We start from the raw sequence: 18,793 nt of genomic DNA on the forward strand, positions 1-18,793 counted from the left end.
CGTCACACTGCTGGGTGTGATTGTGGACAAGGCGATCTATTGCGACGGCGGTCGCGAGACCATCTCCGGGGACATCAGCGAGACGTTCGAGGCCGCCCGGGCCAAGGGCGACTGCTTTGTGTGGATCGGGATGCACGAGCCGACCCAGGAGGAGTTCGACCTGGTCACCGGGGAGCTGAAGCTCCCCGACCTCGCCGTCGAGGACGCCATCCACGCCCATCAGCGCCCCAAGCTCGAGCACTATGACGACACGCTGTTCGTGGTGCTGAAGACCTTGCACTACGTGGAGGAGACCTCCGACATCGAGGTCGGCGAGATCATGCTGTTCCTCGGCGAGGGGTTCGTCATCACCGTCCGGCACGGCAGGGCCAGTCCGCTGACCGCCGTCCGCAAGCGGATCGAGGCCGACCGCGAACTCCTGGACGCCGGGCCCGCCGGGGTGCTGTACGCGGTGTGCGACCAGATCGTCGACACCTACTCCAACGTCGTCCGCGAGGTCGAGGCCGACCTGATCGCGCTCGAAGCCCAGGTGTTCAGTCCCGACCAGAAGGACGTCACCGAGGACATCTACTCCCTCAAACGCGAGGTTCTGGAGTTCCGCGGCGCCCAGGACCCGCTCATCGCCGTCCTGGAGGAGATCGTGCGGGGCCGGGTCGGGATGTGCGCGCACATCTCCGACCAGTACCGCGACGTCCTGGACCACCTGCTGCGCGTCGACGGACAGGTCGACGCGCACAACGAACTGCTCTCCAACGTCCTGACCGCCCATCTCGCCCTCGTGGGCAGTCTGCAGAACCAGGTGGCCATGCAGCAGAACGCCGACATGCGCAGGATCTCCTCCTGGGCGGCGCTGATCGCGGTCCCGACCATGATCGCCGGGATCTACGGCATGAACTTCGACTACATGCCAGAACTCCACTGGTTGCTCGGTTACCCCCTGGCGATGACCGTCATGGTCATCGCCGTCGTCATCGTCTACCGGCTCCTGCGGAAGAGCGGATGGCTGTGAACCTTCCCCCGAGGATCCCCTGGAGCAGGATCGTCCTGGCCCTCATCGCGCTGTGGATCATCACGGTGACGGTCATCATCGTGCACGACCCCCGAGCGGCCGCGCCTCTCCCGTAGACGTCAGGAGGACGTGCGGCCGCTGGTCATGGGCAGGCACGGCGGCGATCGGAACACCACGCCGTCCAGGAAGTTGCCGGCCGTCGGGGTGCCTCCCGCGGCCGACACCGACGCGAAGGCGAACCGGGTGACGGTCTGCCCCGGCGGGACGACGTACACCCCGGTGTAGAAGCGCCAGGCGGTGTCGTCGTCGGAGATGTCCGCGGAGGAGGCGCCGGCGGGAACCTGGGCGACGGTCGCGCCGGGTGCGCCGATGAGCACGCGCATCACGTCGGTGCCAAGGCGGCCGCGGTGATACAGCGCCCAGGTCATCGGCGTTCCCGGAACGGTGGCCACGTCCTGATAGAGGGTGGAGACCTGGTTGGCGTTGAGCTCGGCGAACTGCTGGCCGTCGGCTGCCGGGATCCCGCTCGCGCCGCCTCGCCAGAACTCCAGCTTGCCGTCGGTGGCGGTGGTGTGCCAGCCGACGCTCGGGTTGGTGGAGGCGTCGGGGATCGACCAGTCGACCGTGGCCACCGGCGGCGCCTCGAAGCTGCCGTTGACCAGGTTGACCGGCGCGTAGGCGCAGGTGACGGCGACCGTGACCGTGGCGGTGCTGGTTCCGCAGGCCGTGGTGATGGTGTAGGTGAAGGTGTCGGTGCCGCTGAGGCCCGCGGCGGGCGTGTAGATCACGTTGCCGCCGGAGATCGTCGCGGTGCCGTTGGCGGGCTTGGTGACGCTGCTGATCACCGGCGAGGCGGCGGTGTCGTTGGCCGGGACGGGCACGCTGACGGCCGTGTCCTGCCTGGTGGCGGCGGTGTCGTCGGCGGCCGTGGTGGGCGAGATGGACTGCCCGCCGACGATCTGGATCGGAGGGGCGGAGGTGTTGTTCCCGAGCTGGCCAGGAGCGGCGATGACGCTGCTGATCCCGGTCGGCCGGATGGTCATGCCGCGCCCGATGGTGCCTTGCCTGACCTGGAAGGTGATGACCTTCGGGGGCGGGTCCGTCTTGGTGTCCGGCGAGGTGATCGTCAAGGTGGTGCCGCTGATGGCGCCGGTCCCCGACTGGCCGACGATGTCGGCGCTGCCCAGCAGCGACGACAGGTCCCACGTGGTGGTGTAGGTCCTCACCAGCAGTGGCCACTGGGCGGTGCGGTGCGTCAGCGTGAGGGTGAAGGTGCCGCCCGGTGCGATCTGCCCGCCCCACAGGGACGGGGAGGTGTCCACCGAGATCGCCCCGCTGCCCAGCCGCATGCCGAACGCGTTCTTCCAGTAGTACTCCACGGGATAGGTCGTCTGCCCGGGCCGGACACAGGGCGCGGCGGCGGCTCGCGTGACGGCGTGCGGCCCGGTGGCGGCGTCGTGCCGCAAGGTGGTGGCATTGTGCCGCAAGGTGGTGGCGTCGTGCCGCACGGAGACGGCGGCGTGCGCGGCGGCACCGGCCGCCACCTGCGTCCCTGACGCGGTCAGCAACGCCACCAGGGCGAAGGCCGACGCGACGAGGGCGGATCTCGGGCGTTGTGACATCAACACTGAGCTCAACTCCGTCGTGAGAGATTTCTCTGGTAGATCGACTTCACGGCGGACGTTACTCTGTGTGATCAACGTATCGCGCCAGGCGTCCGTGGCGTGATCTTCGTGTCGGACTCCGGCCACGCCGTCATCCGGCGAGCGTCACTCGTCCTTGATGCGACTCGCCTGGCTCATGCGGCTGTGGGAACTTCGTCACCTTCGGTCTGGTCCGGACTCGGCGGGGAGGGAGGCAGCGTCTGTTCGCACCAGATGGTCTTGCCGGAGGTGGTCTGCCTTGTTCCCCAGCCCTGTGTGAGCTGTGCGACCAGCAGCAGTCCGCGGCCTCCCTCGTCGAAGACGCGGGCCCGGCGCAGGTGCGGCGCGGTGCTGCTGCCGTCGGAGACCTCGCAGATCAACGTGCGGTCGCGGATCAGCCGCAGCTGGATCGGGGCGGCCCCGTAGCGGATGGCGTTGGTGACCAGCTCGCTGACCACGAGTTCGGTGACGAACTCCATCTCGGCCAGTCCCCAGACGACGAGCTGGTCCAGGGCGAGTTTCCGGGCGTGCGAGACCACGGCCGTGTCGGCGGGGAGGTCCCAGGTGGCGAACTGGTCGGGGGAGAGGGCTTCGGTGCGCGTGAGGAGGAGGGCCGCGTCGTCGCTCGCCCGGCCGCCGAGCAGGGCGCCGGTCACGATGTCGCAGGTGTCTTCGAGCGACGCGGCCGGCGAGGTCAGCGCGCCGCACAGTGCGGCGAGGCCCTGGTCGATGTCGCGGTCGCGGGCCTCGATGAGCCCGTCGGTGAACAGGGCGACGACGCTGCCCGCGGCCAAGGGCAGCTCGATGGTCTCGAACGGCATGCCGCCGATGCCGAGAGGAGGGCCGACGGGCCCGCTCACGAGTTCCGCGGCGCCGCCAGGAGTGATCAGGACGGGCAGGGGGTGACCGGCGGTGGCCATGGTGCAACAGCGGGAGATGGGATCGTAGACGGCATACAGGCACGTGGCTCCCAGCTCGCCGGAGGCGGCCGCTTCGCCCTCGGCCATGCCGGTCTGTTCATCGCTGAGGTGAATGACCAGGTCGTCCAGGTGGGTGAGGAGCTCGTCGGGCGGCAGGTCGACGTCGGCCAGGGTGCGCACGGCCGTGCGCAGGCGCCCCATGGTGGCCGAGGCGTGGACGCCGTGGCCGACGACGTCCCCGACGACGAGGGCGACCCGGCAGCCGGACAGCGGGATCACGTCGAACCAGTCGCCGCCCACCCCTGCCTGTGCGCCCGCGGGCAGGTAACGGGAGGCGATCTCCACCGCCGGCTGCGCGGGCAGCCGCTGGGGCAGCAGGCTGCGCTGCAAGGTAAGCGCGGTGTTGCGCTCAAGGGTGTAGCGGCGGGCGTTGTCGATGGCGACACCGGCCTTGGCGACCAGCTCCGTCGCGTACGACAGGTCCTCTTCGTCGAAATCACCGGGCAGACGTGAGCGCCAGAAGCTGACCACGCCCATCCGCGTCTCCCGGGCGCGTAGCGGCGTCGTGATCAGCGAGTGGAAGCCGCGGTCCAGGATCCGGGCTGCCCCGTCCGGGTCGTGGTACCGCCATGTGGCGGAAGCCCGGAGGTCGGGTTCGATGATGGCGATCCCGAGGTGGTAACTGCGCGACTGAGGCGCGGAGGACTCCCAGTCGATCGTCGTGCCCGCCGAGTGGAACGGAGCGGCCTCCCGGAAGTCGCCGATGGCCACCCGGAACAGTCTCGCCCTCTCGTCCGGCGGCTGCTCTTCGCCTCGCAAGATGCACGCCGCAAGGTCGACGGTGACCAGGTCGGCGAACCGAGGTACCACCACCTGCACCAGTTCCTCCGCCGTCCGCCCGACGTCAAGGGTGGTGCCGACCGCCATGCTGGCGTCGTACAGCAGCTTGAGGCGCATGTGCGCCTCCTCCGTCAGCCGGCGGCTCTCCTCCAGCGAGCTCCCCATGCTGTTGAACGCGACTTCGAGGTCGCCGATCTCGCCGACTCCGGTCTCGGGCATGCGCGCCCCGAGATCACCGTCGGCGAGCCGTGAGGCGACGGCGGCCGCTCTGTGGACCGGGCGGACGATCGCCCGTGTCAGGTATCCGGTGTAGGCGGCGATGAGGAGAGCCGACGCCGCGAGCCCGCCGGCCGCGGCGGCGATCGACCACCGAACCCTGACCGCGGCGTTCCGCTCCCGCGCCTCCAATATGGACCGCGCGTCGTTGTCGAACCGGTCGAACTGGGCCCTGACCTCGTCGATGCGCCGCTTGCCTTCGGCCGTCGTCTCCACGCTCCAGGCGGAGGGATCTCCGCGCCGTACGGCGCCGACCAGCGGGATCGAGTAGTCGCGGATGAAGGAGCTCCCCTCATCACTGATCTTGAGGGCGAGTCTCCGCAGCTCGGGGGTGTCGGTGAGGCTGACGACCTTCCGCGCCTGTCCGGGGAAGGCCACTCTGGCGGCCTCCCACGGCTGAAGGAAACGCTCCTGCCGGGTGATGAGGAAGCCGCGCTCTCCCGTCTCGAGGTCGAGGATGAGCTTCTCGAGGCGCCCGGCCTCGACGAGCGCCGTCCGGGTGCTCCTTCTCGCGTCCGTCGCCTGGAGCATGTCGCTGACGGCCCAGATCAGTGTGCCGAAGACGAGCCCGATCAGCAGCGTTAGCACGCTGCTGGCGATGAGAATAAGGGGCGTCAACCCTCTTTCGACACCCCACTTTGATCGGGTTGCGCTCATTGTGGGCCCTGTTGGCTGGCACGGCTGCTTCACCGAGTCTACGTTGGGGTCATCAGCCCCCTGAGCAGGGGCGTCCTGTCCAAGGACAGCCCCGGCCGCCGCCCGGCCACGCCATCAGAGAGACGCCGTTCGCGGGCCGAACGTCGCGGGCGATCACTCGGTCACCTTGTCCAGGAACGAGTACAGGTTGGCCTTCGTGCGGGCGGTCTTCTCCTCCGGGGTGAGGGACTCGTCGATGGCCGCGCCCCCTGCCGCCTCCTTCTTCCCGCGCGTGTAGAGCGAGCAGGCGAGGTCGGTGCACAGGTACTGCCCGACCGAGTTTCCCTGCCTGCCGGCCTCGCCGGTCCGGCGCGCGGTCATCAGCGCGACGCCGCCGCTGGTGTGGGTGGTCAGGCACAGCGAGCACATGCTGCGCGAGGTGAAGCCGCGCGACGCGCCCGACGTCACCCGGAGTGCGACTCCGACGAGGAGGCCGTCGCGTTCGGCGACCAGGTAGGCGCGTTCGGGCGCGCCCGGATCTCGCCATCCGAGGAAGTCGAGATCTCCCCAGGGATGGTCGGCGAGGTCTTTGGGGAGGTTGATGCGCTTGACCTCCCCCTTGGAGCAGTTGACGAACGATGCGCGGATGTCGTGCTCGGTGGCTGGTCTCATGAGCGGGGAGGCTAGTCTTACTTAAGAGTAGTATGCAAATACTTAAAGACTGTAAGCAAACGAGAAGGGGGCATATGGCACGGGCGGGAGTGACCGCGGAGCGTCTGACCCGGGCGGCGGCGGACCTGGCCGACGAGATCGGCTTCCAGAACGTGACCGTCTCCGAGCTCGCGCGCGGCTTCGGCGTCAAGCCCGCGGCCCTGTACTCGCACATCAAGGACGCGCAGGACGTGAAGGTCAGGGTGGCGTTGCTGGCCCTGGCGGAGCTCGCCGACAGGGCCGCCGACGCGCTGGCCGGCCGTGCGGGCAAGGAAGCGCTGCTGGCCTTCGCGAACACCTACAGGGACTACGCGAAAGAGCATCCAGGGAGGTACGCGGCGATGCAGGTCGTGTTCGACCTGGAGACGGCGGCCACCGGCGCGGCGGGGCGGCACGCGGAGATGACGCGGGCGATACTGCGCGGATACGACCTGCCGGAGCCCGACCAGACGGATGCGGTGCGGATGCTCCACAGCACGTTCCACGGGTACGTGAGCCTGGAGACGGCGGGCGGGTTCCGCCGCCACCCGCGCGAGGTGGACGCCTCATGGTCCAGAACCCTGGACGCCCTCGACGCCGTCCTCAGAAACTGGCCCCCGCCCGATGACCACTCGCCACCCTAGGGTGCGGGCGTCGACGCGTGGCCGTCCGCCTCGACCGGGGCGCCGGGTCTAGCGTGAATGGTCGACGCTGATCACGACGTTCCCGGTCTTCCGGCCCGTCTCGACGTACCGGTGAGCCTCGGTGATCTCGTCCAGCGGATACCGTCTGTCGATGACCGGCCTGAAATCCCCGGACTCGATCAGTTCCTTGAAATGCCGCGCTATCGCCACGTCGTTCTGCGGGAGGGGGAATATCACCTTCTTGCCGCCGAACAGTGGGGTGACGAGCGCCAGGATCAGGTTCTGTGCCATGGGGCCCAGGTCCGACGAGATGTAGATGCCGCGCGGCTTCAGCAGGCGCCTGCACCGGCCGAACGAACTCTTGGCGACCGCGTCGATGACGACGTCGTACGCCTGCTCGTCCTTCGTGAAGTCCTCGGCCGTGTAGTCGATGACCCTGTCGGCGCCCAGCCCTCTGACCAGCTCCATGTCCTTCGTCTCGCAGACGGCGGTCACGCCCGCGCCGAGGCTCCTCAGCAACTGGACCGCCGCCGAGCCGATGGCCCCGGTCGCGCCGTTGACGAGGACGTCCTGCCCGCTCCGGATCTTCCCCCACCTGATCATCGCGAGGGCGTACTGCGAACCCTCGGTGCTGGGAGCGGCCTCCTCGTAGGTCAGGCCCGCCGGGATGATCGCGAGCTTGCCGTCCTCCGGGATCGACATGTACTGGGCGTGGGCCCCGAACCCTCCATCGTTGTATCCGAACACCCTGTCGCCGACCTTGAAAGACGTGACGCCGCCGCCGACCGCCTCGACCTCCCCGGCGAACTCGGTTCCGAGAACCGTCACTCTCGGCCGGACAAGCCCGGTGAAGAATCTCCAGATGAAGGGCTTGGCCGCCCGTAACGCGCAGTCGGTGCGATTGACCGTCGTCGCGTGGACCTTGATGAGCAAGCCGTTCTGCTCGACCGCCGGCTTTTCCACCTGCGAGACGCTGACCACTTCCGGCGCACCATATCGGGAGCGGACCGCAGCCTTCATGACTGAATCGTAGCCACCGTACGCAGAACGGGCGCGGATCCCACGGTCGCAATCTGACCGGGGCCGAGCTCACGGGGAAGGTCGCCGTACGGCGGCCGGGCACGGGAGTCCGTGCCTGCCGCCGCCGTCGGCGGCAGGCACGGGGGCGGCTCAGCGCTCCGCGGCGAACCGCCAGCCGTAGCGGCGGTGCAGCACCGCGGCGACGCGGGCGAACCTCGCCTCGTCGAGGATGGCGCCCTCCCGGCGGATGTCGTCCTCGTCCAGCTCGAAGACCCGGTCCAACCGCAGGTAGGACGTCCGCTGCTCCCGATCCCAGGGACCCGGGCCGACCGCGAGCCAGTCATCCTGGTACTCCTCGTCGGGCTCGCGGCTCGACAGCAGCATGCCAAGGAGTCTCGTTCCATGGCGGCCCGTCCCGTGGCGGCCGACGAGCAGGAGGGGCCTGTCCTTGCCCTGCGTGGCGTCCTCCTCGTACGGCACCCAGGCCCATACGACCTCGCCCGGATCGGCAAGCCCGTCGAGGCTCGGGGAGTATGCCAGGGCCGTCGCCTTCTCCACGTCGTACACCTGCCGCACCGCACCACGAGGCGGGCGCGGATCGTTCTCGTGATCACGCATTGCGGCAGCCTAACGCCACGCCCGCCGTGTCACCTCCCGTGCGGTGTCAGGCCGGCGACTCAAGCCGTGTCACGACACCGTGGGCGGTCCAGCGGCCTGACGGAGCGGGTGACGCACCCAGACGTTGGGCTCGACGTACACCGCGTGGCCGTGATCGACATCGCAGTGGACGGGCACGAGGGCCCCGGGGACCTCGACGTCGCCCGTCGTGCGGAACGGGAGGCCGGTCCAGCCTCGCCACTCCTCAAGGGTGCCCGCCACCACCATGGATCGCGGGGCGACCTTCTCGATGACCCCGCCCGCCCGTACGTGCACGCGCAGCCAGGGATCGGCCGGCAGGCCGTCCTCCCGGCGGAGCGCCGCGTAGTCGGCCATCGGGACGCGAGGCCGCAGGTGCTTGCCGTTCGGACGCACAGGGGCGAACAGCTCACCGAAGCCCAGCCGGGCGGCGTTCGACCGCAGGGCCGAGAGCATGACGGCCGACAGGCCCTTCCCCTGCATGTCGGGCCTGATCGTGATCTCCAGCGCCGAGATCGCGTCGGGGGAGACCCCGCGTCGGCGCGCCGCGGTCGCGCGCCAGAGCACGCCGTCCCAGCCGTTGTCGGGCAGCTCGTCGCCATCGAGCAGGAAGGGCGCCGAGAGGGCGCGCGCCACGAGGTCGCCGGGATCGGCGCGGTCGACGGCGACCAGCACGTACTCCGCGTACTGGGAGGTCGCGACCGGGTAGAACAGGTTCGCGGCCGGATCCTCCTTCATGAAGACCGGCCAGCTGTCGGGCATCCTCCACAGCTGCGGCTCCAGTTCGGGACGTTCCGCCAGCGTGGTGATGTGCAGTTCCATGACTGGATTGTCGCTGTGCGGCATCAACGCGGCAAAGGGGTTCCATTCCGTCTGAGGCCCTTTGTGACGCCGGCGGCGTTCACGCCGTTCACGCCGTTCACGCCGCCGGCGGCCGGGAAGCGGCCGATCGCCGGTCTAACGGCCGATCGTCTTCTCGATCGCCTCGACGACGGACAGGTCCTCGGGGTCGGTACGCGGCCGGAAGCGGGCGACGACGTTGCCCGCGCGGTCGAGGAGGAACTTCTCGAAGTTCCACTGGACGTCGCCCGCGTCACCGGCGGCGTCCGGGGTCTCGACCAGGGACGCGTAGAGCGGGTGGCGGTCGTCGCCGTTGACGTCGGTCTTGTCCAGCAGGGGGAAGTCCACGCCGTAGGTCGTGACGCAGAAGTCCTGGATCTGCTCCGCCGAACCCGGCTCCTGCCCGGCGAACTGGTTGCAGGGCACTCCGATGACCGTGAAACCGCGGTCGCCGAACCGTTCCTGAAGCCGGACGAGCCCGGCGTACTGCGGCGTGAGGCCGCACTTCGACGCCACGTTGACCACCAAGGTCACCGTGTCGCCGGCAAGGTCTCCCAGTGTGGACGGCGCACCGGCCAGCGTGCGCACCGGAATGTCCCGAAGATTCATGGAATCACCTTAATCTGGCCGTGTCCGGCCTCCGCCGCGGGGACGTTCGCCGCGTGCGAGCGGAGCGCCGGCGCGGCGCGGCAGCGGCCCCCGATACCCACCCGATACGCAGGAAAGCGGCGGTGGATACGCGGTCTCAACGGGTTGGACGCCGGCGCGCCGGATGGTGGTCGGCGTGCGAAGAGAACCGGACACGTATGCGGCACCCGCCGCCCCCTCCACCCTGATGCGGGCAGGTGCGGCGCCCCGCTCGCATCCTGCCGCTCCGCGCGAGCACCCCGGCTCGCGTGAGTACCCCGACCCCAGCTGGAGCGCCGGCCCGCGTGAGCGCGCCGACTCCCGGGGAAGCGCCGGCCCGCGCGGGAGGCGGCCGAAAGGCATGCTCGTCCTCGCACTGGTGATCGCCGCCGCGGTGGGTCTGGGACTGGCCGCGTCCGTCTTCGGCGCCCGCTGGGCCCCCTTCTCCTCCGCGGACGGCTCAGGCTCCTTGCGTTCCGGCGGCCCCGTCGGAGTCGAGGACGGGTTCGTGCCGGACGGCGGGCGTATTTCTCCCCGTGACACCGAACTGCCGGCGATCGCCAACCTGAACCCCCGGCTCCTGCGCGCCGTGCGGAAGGCGGCGGACGACGCGGCCCGCGACGGCGTCGACATGTACCTCACGACCGGCTGGCGGAGCAAGGCGTACCAGCGGCGGCTGCTCGCCGAGGCGGTGGTCAAGTACGGCGGCGAGCGGGAGGCCCGCCGTTACGTCGCCACTCCTGAGCAGTCGCACCACGTCACCGGCGACGCGGTGGACATCGGTCCCACCGACGCCGACAGCTGGCTCAGCCAGCACGGGCGCGACTACGGGCTGTGCCAGGTCTACGCGAACGAGATGTGGCATTTCGAGCTCGCGACGACGCCGGGAGGCGTCTGCCCCCGAATGCGCTCCGACGCGAGCGCCAAGTAGTCCGAACGCGGAGATCTGTCAGCCGCCGGCGGCGTCGCGGATGTTGACCGGGCGGTAGGCCCGGAACTGGGTGCCGGAGGTGAGGCCGTGGTCGACGACGCGGTGGTCGGTGCCGTAGCCGGCGCGTTGCTGGTAGGCCCAGTAGGAGGTGTGCGCGGCGTTGGCCCATTTGTCGAAGATGACCACCGCGCGGGCGGTGTTGCCGCCCACCGGGTCGATGACCAGGTCACCCTGGAGCAACTCGGCCATCTTGATCGGACGGCTGTAGGCGCTCGAGGCCAGACTGATCGTGTTGGGGCCCGGTCGCGGGAGCCCGAGCGCCATGGAGGCATAACCCGAGCCGTCGGTCCGGTAACCGCCGTACGTCTTGAACTGGCTGTAGGGCACGCGCCGCGCGGTGGCCGGTCGCCAGCCGCCGGCACGACCGGTCACCTCCGCCCGGCCGGTGACCGGCGCCGCCCGCGGCGTGCCACGGCCCGCTGGGCTTCCGGTGGCCGCCGGTGCGGCTTCCCCGCCCGTTCCGCCTCTGACGGCGGACCCGGTGAGCACCGCGCCGGCGACCGCGCCGATGACCAGGCCCACCGCCGCCCCGACCAGGAACCGTCGCCGCAGCCGGTCGGCCGGCCCGCGTGGCGCCGCCCGCTCGTCTGACGTCGCCGGTTCACGTGGCGCCTGCTCGTGTGGCGCCGCCTGCCCGTGTGGCGCCGGTCCGGATGCCGGTGGCGGAGGCGTGCCAGGGCCGGGGGCGCGCACGGCGGGCGGGGCGAGCCCGGGGTGCTGCTGGAGAGGGGCTTCCTGGTGAGAGGCGTCGCCGTCCGTGGCTCCTGCCGATCGCCGGGCCTGTTCGGCCGCCTCCCACATTTCGCGGAACCGGTTCTCGTCCGCGCGGCACAGCCGGGCGAGCCCTTCCACGGCGTCCAGGGGAATCCAGGTCTCGCCGGCGAGCCAGCGGCCCCACGACGATCGGCTCGCGTGGGTCGCCTGTTCCAGCGCTCGCAGGTCGAACCCCGCCCGTTCCTTCAGGGCCCTCAGCTCCCGCAGAAGCACGCGGGTCGGCACGGGCAGATCGTCGGACAGCGGTCGCAGCCGCCGGTTCCGGCTCGAGTTCTCGATTCCGTTCGCCACGGTGGTTCGTCCCAACCTTGTCTCAGCGGTCTGAGTCATCGCAGGTCATGTCGGCACCTTGGTGGCTATTGTCCCAACTTCACCAATTTCACGATGTGTTTCAGGAATTTCCTGCCAGCGTGTGTGCCCGGCCGGCCAACCGAACGATCAACGGCAGGGACAAGGAGAGCACATGCCCTCGGACCGAAGCTTCTGGATCACGGCGGGAAACCTGGCGGTCGTCACCGTTGTCGTCTGCGGAGGCGCTCTCGCGCCCGCGGCGTCCGCGCAGACGGCGTCCCGCACACCTGGTGACGCGGTGACTTCGACCGCCGGCGTCTCCGGAGTATCGCGGGCCGCGGCGGCCGCGGCCCCGGTCACCCGTTCGCAGATGATCGCCCGGGCCAAGACCTGGAACCCGGGAACCTCCAAGCGCGTGCCCTACAGCCAGAACAAGACGCACGGCGGTTACCGCACCGACTGCTCCGGCTACGTCTCCATGGCGCTCGGCCTGGCCAAACCCGGGCCGATCACCGTCGGACTGGCCAAGAGCGCCTACACCCGGCGCATCCAGCTCTCGGAGCTGCGCAGAGGCGACCTGATCATCGACGCCATCGGCTCCAACACCACCCGTCACGTCGTCATCTTCGATCGGTGGGCCAACTCGGGGCACAGCTCGTACTGGGCCTACGAGCAGCGCGGCAGCTACGGGACCGACTACCGGACGCGCAGCTACGGCCTGTCCTCGGGAAGCGAGTACAAGCCCTATCGCGCGTTGAACATCCGCGAGGACGCGCCGGTGCCGCCCCCCACCGTCACCCGCGCCCAGGTGATCGCCCGGGCCAAGACCTGGAACCCGGCGACCGCGAAGCGGGTGCCCTACAGCCAGGGCAAGCAGTACGGCGGCTACCGGACCGACGGCTCCGGCTACGTCTCCATGACACTGGGCCTGCCCAAGCCCGGACCGCTCACGACCGCCCTGGCCTCGAGCGCCTACAGCCGTCCGATCAAGATGGCCGAGTTGCTCCAGGGTGACCTGGTCATCGACCCGGTGGGAGGCAACACCGCCCGCGCGGTGGTCATCTTCGACAAATGGGCCAACGCCGCGCACACCTCCTACTGGGCCTACCAGCAACGCGCCGGCTACGGCACCGACCACCGCGTCGTCGACCACGGCCTCACCTCCGGCACCCAGTTCCGGGCCTACCGCCCGACGAGGATCCGCTAGTGCGCAGCCCGCGACCGTGCGCCGGCCCGGTCCGAAAGGCCGGGACGGCGGCGGCGTCCCTGATCGCGGCGGCGCTGCTGGTGGCCGTCCCCGGCACTCCCGCACGGGCGGCCGTCTCGACCGCCCCCTGCGGCCTCGCCCCGGTGACGGCGGCCGACGCGGATCTGGCCGCTCAGCTCAACACCCGGCTGGGGATGAAGATGCGCGGCCATCTGGACGGCTACCGCGTCTCCTGCGCCCGGGCGGTGGTCGGGGCGGTCCGCGCCCGAGGGCTGCCGCGGGAGGCCGCCGTGATCGCCGTCACCACGGCCATCGTCGAGACGGGCGTGCGGAACATCGACCGGGAGGTCGACCACGACAGCCTGGGCGTGTTCCAGCAGAGGGCCACCTGGGGCAGTGCCGCGCAGCGGCTGGACGTGACATGGGCGACCGGCGCGTTCCTCGGCAAGATGCTCCGCAAGTATCCCGACGGGTCCTGGCGGTCGGCGGTGGTGGGAGACGTCTGCCAGCGGGTGCAGGTGTCGAAGTACCCGGAGCGGTACCAGCCGCAGGCGGCGGACGGGCAACTGATCGTCGCGGCGCTGTGGCCCGCGTCCGGTGTGACGCGCGCGCAGGTCATCGCCCGCGCGAAAAGCTGGATGCCGGGCACCGCGCGGCGCGTCCCGTACAGCCGGACCAAGACGCAGGGCGGCTACCGCGCCGACGGCTCGGGCTACGCCTCGATGGCGCTGCTGCTCGGCGCCCCGGGGCCCGACTCCCGGGGACTGGCCTCCGCTCGCTACGGCAAGCCCATCCCGGTGACCGCGCTCCAGCCCGGTGACCTGGTCATCAGGGCCACCGGACCGGCCACCGGACGACAGGTGATCATCTTCGACCGCTGGGCCGACGCCGGGCACCGCTCCTATTGGGCGTACCAGCAGCGCCGCGGCTATGGCACCGACCATCGGCGTCTGACGCATGGCCTGTCCCCGGGGACCGGCTTCCTGGCCTACCGCCCGCTCGCCGTCCGCTGACCCACGGCGGACACCGAACGGCCGGGTCGCGTGACCGAACCACGTGACCGACCCGAGCGGCCCGAACCGAACGGCCGGACAGGACAGCGCAACCGAACGGCCGGACGGGACGGCCGAATCGAACGGCCGAGAGAACGCGGGGAGCCCGGTCACGGATGTGACCGGGCTCCTCGTCCGGCCGTGGGAACGGGCGGGCACCGGTGCGAGGACCGGCAAGCCGGCGGCGCCGCGCCCGGCACCGTCTCGGTCAGCCTCGTTCGTGGAGCAGGAGCAGTGAGTAGGCGGCGATGGAGGCCGAGTCGGTGATCGAGCCGGTGAGGATCATCCGCTCGAGCTCCGGCCGGGGGACCCAGCGCTGACGCATGTCCTGCTCGGTGTGCTCGCGGTCGATGTGACCGGGGGTCAGCCCGGTGGCCAGGTAGACGTGCAGGCCCTGGTCGGTGATGCCGTGGGCGTTGTCCAGACGGCCGAGGTGCCGCAGGCGGGCGGCGCGCAGGCCGGTCTCTTCCGCCAGTTCCCGCCTGGCCTCGTCTTCGCGGGTGTCGGCCTCCGCGGAACCCTGCGGGAAGCTCCACGAGCGGCGGCCGATCGGATAGCGGTACTCCTCCACGAGATGGAAGCCGTCGCCCTCCTGGGGGACGATCAGCACGAAGTCGGGCTTGACGACGTACCCGTACAGGCCGGCGGAGCCGTCAGGGTGTTCGATCGCGTCCTCGCGCACCGTCATCCACGCGTTGCTGTAGACGACACGGGAGGACACCTGTCGCACGATGGGCTGCGTCTCGGTCATGACGCCGGATCTTACTCGCGCCTCCCGACGTGGCCGGGCGACCACGCGGCGCCCGGCGTCCCGGTGTCCCGGCTCCAGGCCCGCGCCCGCCGAAGGCCAGGGGGCGAGAGGTCCTCCGCCTTCCCGCAGGCCCGCGTCGTCCGCGTGGCGAGCGGCGGAGGAGCGCCCGGCGGTCTTCGCTTCTCGCCGAGCTTGGATAGCGTCGGGGGTATGCGGCTTCATGTGGGATGCGCGATGTGGACGCACGCGCCATGGCAGGGGCGGTTCCTGCCTCACCCGCTCCCTCCCGGTGAGCGCCTGCGGGCCTACGCGACCTGGTGCGACGCGGTGGAGGGCAACACGACGTTCTACGCGACACCGGCGCGGAGCACCGTTGAGTCGTGGGCGCGGCAGACCGGCCCGGACTTCCGCTTCGTGGTCAAGCTGCCCAAGACGATCACGCACGAGCGGCGTCTCGCCGACGCGGACGAGGAGCTCCGGTCGTTCCTGGAGGCCGTCGAGCCCCTCGGGCCGCGGGCCCACGCCCTGTGGATCCAGTTGCCGGCGTCGTTCACCCCGGCCGACGTCGGCGCCCTGGCGGGTTTCCTGCGCGGGCTGCCCGGCTCGTACAGATATGCCGTCGAGGTGCGCCACCGCGCGTTCTTCGATGACGCGCGCTCGGCGGGGCTTCTCGAACGGGTCCTCGCGGGCGCCGGCGCCGAGTGGGTCCCTTTCGACACCACCGCCCTGTTCCAGAGCCCTCCGACCAGCGACGCCGAGCGAGACGCGTGGACGAAGAAGCCGCGGGTGCCGCGCCGGTCGTCCGCGCTCACCGACCGTCCGATCGTCCGCTACCTCGGCCGGGACGACACGGCGCGCACGGTGGAGGGCTGGCGGCCATGGGTCGCCACGGTCGCCGGCTGGCTGAGGGAAGGCCGCTCGCCGACCGTGTTCGTCCACACGCCCGACAACGCCGACGCGCTCGTGCTCGCCCGTCGCTTCCACGACGAGGTGCGGGCACAGGTGCCCGAGGTCGAACCGCTGCCCGACCCCATGCCGGCCGAGCCGCTGACCCTCTTCTGACCGCCTTCCGGCCGCCTGGAGGAAACACGAGGGCTCGACCGCCGGTGCGGACGCGGGGGCTCGGCCGCCGGTGCGCCGGACGGCGCGGAGGTCACGGTGAGACGGGACGAGGCGCGGTCACGGCAGAGCGGCGGCGAGGCGTTCGCGGAGCGCGGCTTCGTGGGCGGGGTCGGTGCGCATTATCACGGCAAGGCCGGCTTCGGCGGCTTCGTCGGCCTCGGCCAGGACGGCGAGCAACGTGGTGAGTTGCCCGGGGGGTTCGGCGCCGAGGAGGTCCTCGGCGTGCTCCACGGTCAGGACGAGCGTCCCGGTGCTCGTGGCGTCGCGCAGGGAGTCGGCGAAGGCGTCCCAGTTGTGGCCGAAGTAGGCGGGGAGCCCCAAGGCCCGCGCCACCTCCTGGAAGAAGGCGGCGCGGGTCGGGCATGCGCGCCCGTCGACGACCGCCGGCGCCGAGCCGGTGGACACCGTCAGCCATCGCGGCAGCGGACGTGCGGCGGGTGTCATCGGGTTCCTAGAGCCGGTAGAAGTCGGTGTAGTGGTTGGGCGAGAACCAGGTCACGCCGGTGCTGCGGTTGACGACGATGCGGTACGCGTCGCGCGAGGCGCCCCTCGCGCGGGAGTACACGTCGTATTCGTAGTACGTCGCGCCGCTCGGAAGCTGGCCCTCGCGGTTGTAGAAGCGCCCGCCCGTGTAGTTGTACCTGCCGTCGGGCCAGGTGTACCAGCCTGCGCTGGTGGGGTAGCCCTTGGAGGACCAGATCGCGTTGGCCGAGCGCGCGTCGGAGCACCGCGAGATGGTGCAGGAGCCGTAGACCGACGCGTCGGCGGGGGTGACGCCCACCAGGCCGGTCATGGAGAAGAGGGCGGCGAGCATGACGGTCAGCCGTGCCGGCCAGGAAGGTCGCGGGCGATACAGGGTGTGCACGTAGCCTCCTTGTGGGGGGATGCGCGAACGGACATCTGTAATGATCGCCGACAGACCTGGTCAGATAACGACAACGATCGCCAAAAGTGCGGTGAACTCTTCGTACCCCCACGTCTGGCACGCACGTCCGGCGCGCAAGTCCGCTTCGGGCAGGCCCCGGCGGCCGGCCTACAAGCTCGGCCCGAAGCCGTCCTCAGTCCCGGCCCGGAGCCGGTCCCGGTTCGGCCCGAGCCGGTCTTCGAGTCAGGTGCTCAGTCTGGCACCGCTGAACCCCGACTTCCGTGGGACACGCGGGCCTGCCGCTCAGCCGGCGGCGCCCGCGGTGAGCGACGCGAACTCGGTCCGCCGGCGCTCCAGCGGGCGCCGGAGCGGGAGAAGCGCCATCAGATAGCCGGCCGCGCTGAGCGGGATGAGGTCCAGCGTCACGACCGGCAGGAGGCTGCTCACCAGCACCAGCGCCGTGCTCCACCAGGGAAGCACGCGCGCACGCGCCAGCAGCGCGGTGAGCGCGATCATGCCCACGTACAGCAGTTGCGGCCCCACCAGATAGAAGGCGAGATCGACGCCGGGCAGGGAGTGGAACTCGCGGCCGAGCGCGCGCATCTCCGCCTTGTCCGCCGCGAGCAGTCCTTGCACGATGTCGGCCACGAACTGCACGATCGACGTGGCGGCGCCGATGAGGGTGACCGCGACGACGGCGTCCCTGACCCACCCCGGGGAGAGGAGACGGCGCAGCGCCGGCACCAGGAACACGAACAACACCAGGCCGGCGAGGTTGGCCAGGTGGGCGGCCTGCCAGTCCAGGCCGGGCCCGTACACGCCGTCCATCCGGCCGATCAACCTGATGACTCCGTAGGCCATCATGAACAGTGGCGCGGCCACGACGGCGAACCTTGCGATATTCATGCCCCGATGGTGGTCGTCCGGGGCGATCAGGACATCAGGGTCCTTCCCTGCTTTCTCGGCAGGGTTCACCCCGGCGTCACCCCGAGTCCGGCCCTCCCGCGCCCCTCTTCCCGTTCCCGCCGCCGTCTCCGGTTCCCGCGGCCTTACGGCCACTATGCCCTTCCGGGGCCGCGCGAGCCGACGGTCCGCGGTGGATGCGCTCACGCCACGTCGGCGGCGGGTGCGGCCCAGGTGTCGCAGTGGCCGGGACGGCCGCCGCGGAACCCGCCGTTCAGCCAGGCGGCCACGTGCTCGCCGGTCCCATGGGTGCGCAGGCGCACCTCGTCGTCCTCCTCGTCGCCGCGCAGGGCGGCGTCCTCCAGCACGATGCCCCAGTCTTTCCCGGTCACCGGAAGGGACCGGCGCACCGCCGAGAACCAGACGCCCGCGAAGCAGTCGGCCTGCAGTTCGAGGCGGCGGCTGAGGGCGGCGATCACGGCGTCACCGGTCGTGCCGTACTCCTTCTCCGCCTCGGCGTCCATGATGCCGGTGACCTCCTGCACGTGGTGCCCGTACTCGTGCGCCAGGATCGCGCTCAGCACCATCCAGTGCTCGTCGTCCACCGCGCCGAGGTAGATGCCCTGATTGGCCGGGCAGTAGAAGGCCGCGGCGTCCCCCGGATAGTCGCCGCAAGCGCCCCGGCCGGGTCTGGTCCAGAAGACCCTGGTGGGTTCGGCAAGGTGGACGCCGGCGGTTCTCAAAGCCGCGCGCCAGGAGCGGCCCATGCAGTCGGTCAGGGCGTTGAAGAGCACCAGCCGTGATCGGGTGTCGTCCGCCGGCGGGGCGGGGCAGTGATCAACCGGGACGTCCGCCGCGTAGACGAGGTTGCGTTCCAGGCTTCCCCACGTCACCGCGCCCGCCGGCAGGGGCGTGGAGGTGAGCGCCGGGGCGGGCCCCGGGCTCGGCGCCTGTAACACCGTGCTCAGGACGATGCCCAGCGTCACGGCCAGCGCGAGCAACCCGAGCGTGGCGGGTGCGGCGGACATCCGGCCTCGGCGAACAGGCAGGTGTTCG

General features: G+C 70.7%; 20 protein-coding genes. 7 read left to right on the plus strand and 13 right to left on the minus strand.

Annotated features, from left to right (window positions below; genetic code table 11):
* Positions 1–16 precede the first annotated feature (16 nt).
* A complete protein-coding gene (locus ACFO60_RS09190; RefSeq protein WP_380839108.1) occupies positions 17–1,009 on the plus strand; it encodes a magnesium and cobalt transport protein CorA in 993 nt (330 codons plus the stop codon).
* On the plus strand, positions 1,000–1,125 hold the full coding sequence (locus ACFO60_RS09195) for a hypothetical protein (RefSeq protein ID WP_380839110.1): 126 nt from the start codon (positions 1,000–1,002) through the stop codon (positions 1,123–1,125). Before ACFO60_RS09190 ends, ACFO60_RS09195 begins: the two co-directional genes overlap by 10 nt.
* A gap of 3 nt (positions 1,126–1,128) precedes the next feature.
* Here ACFO60_RS09195 and ACFO60_RS09200 read toward each other — a convergent pair whose 3' ends face one another.
* From ACFO60_RS09200 to ACFO60_RS09210, 3 genes are all read right to left on the minus strand, one after another.
* Complete coding sequence (locus ACFO60_RS09200) at positions 1,129–2,631, minus strand: Ig-like domain-containing protein (RefSeq protein WP_380839112.1); 1,503 nt, start codon at positions 2,629–2,631, stop codon at positions 1,129–1,131.
* A 176-nt stretch (positions 2,632–2,807) separates the two neighbouring features.
* A complete protein-coding gene (locus ACFO60_RS09205; protein ID WP_380839114.1) occupies positions 2,808–5,276 on the minus strand; it encodes a SpoIIE family protein phosphatase in 2,469 nt (822 codons plus the stop codon).
* A gap of 222 nt (positions 5,277–5,498) precedes the next feature.
* Positions 5,499–5,996, minus strand: coding sequence for an FBP domain-containing protein (locus ACFO60_RS09210; protein ID WP_380839116.1), 498 nt, complete (start codon positions 5,994–5,996; stop codon positions 5,499–5,501).
* Between the two features lie 74 nt (positions 5,997–6,070).
* Here ACFO60_RS09210 and ACFO60_RS09215 point away from each other — a divergent pair, with 74 nt between their 5' ends.
* Positions 6,071–6,658: a TetR/AcrR family transcriptional regulator gene (locus ACFO60_RS09215; protein WP_380839117.1), complete on the plus strand. Its 588-nt coding sequence runs from the start codon at positions 6,071–6,073 to the stop codon at positions 6,656–6,658.
* Between the two features lie 48 nt (positions 6,659–6,706).
* On the opposite strand, the gene ACFO60_RS09220 is transcribed toward ACFO60_RS09215, so the two are convergent.
* From ACFO60_RS09220 to ACFO60_RS09235, 4 genes are all read right to left on the minus strand, one after another.
* A complete protein-coding gene (locus ACFO60_RS09220; RefSeq protein ID WP_380839118.1) occupies positions 6,707–7,678 on the minus strand; it encodes an NAD(P)-dependent alcohol dehydrogenase in 972 nt (323 codons plus the stop codon).
* Between the two features lie 150 nt (positions 7,679–7,828).
* Entirely contained in the window at positions 7,829–8,296 is a 468-nt protein-coding gene (locus ACFO60_RS09225; protein ID WP_380839120.1) for a type II toxin-antitoxin system PemK/MazF family toxin, read from the minus strand.
* A gap of 69 nt (positions 8,297–8,365) precedes the next feature.
* Entirely contained in the window at positions 8,366–9,136 is a 771-nt protein-coding gene (locus ACFO60_RS09230) for an N-acetyltransferase (protein ID WP_380839122.1), read from the minus strand.
* Between the two features lie 135 nt (positions 9,137–9,271).
* Positions 9,272–9,763 carry a glutathione peroxidase gene (locus ACFO60_RS09235; RefSeq protein ID WP_380839124.1) on the minus strand — a complete coding sequence of 164 codons (492 nt, stop codon included), beginning with the start codon at positions 9,761–9,763 and terminating at the stop codon, positions 9,272–9,274.
* A 379-nt stretch (positions 9,764–10,142) separates the two neighbouring features.
* Here ACFO60_RS09235 and ACFO60_RS09240 point away from each other — a divergent pair, with 379 nt between their 5' ends.
* The gene (locus ACFO60_RS09240; RefSeq protein WP_380839126.1) at positions 10,143–10,712 is read left to right on the plus strand and encodes a M15 family metallopeptidase; all 570 of its coding nucleotides are present in this window, start codon (positions 10,143–10,145) and stop codon (positions 10,710–10,712) included.
* Positions 10,713–10,730: 18 nt separating this feature from the next.
* On the opposite strand, the gene ACFO60_RS09245 is transcribed toward ACFO60_RS09240, so the two are convergent.
* A complete protein-coding gene (locus tag ACFO60_RS09245) occupies positions 10,731–11,837 on the minus strand; it encodes a helix-turn-helix domain-containing protein (RefSeq protein WP_380839128.1) in 1,107 nt (368 codons plus the stop codon).
* A gap of 172 nt (positions 11,838–12,009) precedes the next feature.
* Between ACFO60_RS09245 and ACFO60_RS09250 the strand changes: the two genes are divergently transcribed.
* Both ACFO60_RS09250 and ACFO60_RS09255 read left to right on the plus strand, forming a co-directional pair.
* Complete coding sequence (locus tag ACFO60_RS09250) at positions 12,010–13,044, plus strand: NlpC/P60 family protein (protein WP_380839130.1); 1,035 nt, start codon at positions 12,010–12,012, stop codon at positions 13,042–13,044.
* Entirely contained in the window at positions 13,044–14,057 is a 1,014-nt protein-coding gene (locus tag ACFO60_RS09255) for a hypothetical protein (protein WP_380839132.1), read from the plus strand. The genes ACFO60_RS09250 and ACFO60_RS09255 overlap by 1 nt, the downstream gene beginning before the upstream one ends.
* Before the next feature lie 247 nt (positions 14,058–14,304).
* On the opposite strand, the gene ACFO60_RS09260 is transcribed toward ACFO60_RS09255, so the two are convergent.
* A complete protein-coding gene (locus ACFO60_RS09260) occupies positions 14,305–14,847 on the minus strand; it encodes an NUDIX domain-containing protein (RefSeq protein ID WP_380839134.1) in 543 nt (180 codons plus the stop codon).
* A gap of 210 nt (positions 14,848–15,057) precedes the next feature.
* On the opposite strand from ACFO60_RS09260, the gene ACFO60_RS09265 reads away from it, so the two are divergent.
* Positions 15,058–15,909, plus strand: coding sequence for a DUF72 domain-containing protein (locus ACFO60_RS09265; RefSeq protein WP_380839135.1), 852 nt, complete (start codon positions 15,058–15,060; stop codon positions 15,907–15,909).
* 117 nt (positions 15,910–16,026) lie between these two features.
* Here the strand turns inward: ACFO60_RS09265 and ACFO60_RS09270 are convergent, their stop codons facing one another.
* The 4 genes from ACFO60_RS09270 to ACFO60_RS09285 form a co-directional block, all read right to left on the minus strand.
* On the minus strand, positions 16,027–16,413 hold the full coding sequence (locus ACFO60_RS09270) for a barstar family protein (protein ID WP_380839137.1): 387 nt from the start codon (positions 16,411–16,413) through the stop codon (positions 16,027–16,029).
* Between the two features lie 7 nt (positions 16,414–16,420).
* Positions 16,421–16,834 carry a ribonuclease domain-containing protein gene (locus ACFO60_RS09275; RefSeq protein ID WP_380839138.1) on the minus strand — a complete coding sequence of 138 codons (414 nt, stop codon included), beginning with the start codon at positions 16,832–16,834 and terminating at the stop codon, positions 16,421–16,423.
* A gap of 303 nt (positions 16,835–17,137) precedes the next feature.
* A complete protein-coding gene (locus tag ACFO60_RS09280) occupies positions 17,138–17,740 on the minus strand; it encodes a hypothetical protein (protein WP_380839140.1) in 603 nt (200 codons plus the stop codon).
* A gap of 200 nt (positions 17,741–17,940) precedes the next feature.
* Positions 17,941–18,765 (minus strand): neutral zinc metallopeptidase, encoded by an 825-nt coding sequence (locus tag ACFO60_RS09285; protein ID WP_380839142.1) that lies wholly within the window; start codon positions 18,763–18,765, stop codon positions 17,941–17,943.
* Positions 18,766–18,793: the final 28 nt, after the last annotated feature.

It is taken from the genome of Sphaerisporangium dianthi, assembly GCF_042654065.1.
GTDB classification, from domain to species: domain Bacteria; phylum Actinomycetota; class Actinomycetes; order Streptosporangiales; family Streptosporangiaceae; genus Sphaerisporangium; species Sphaerisporangium dianthi.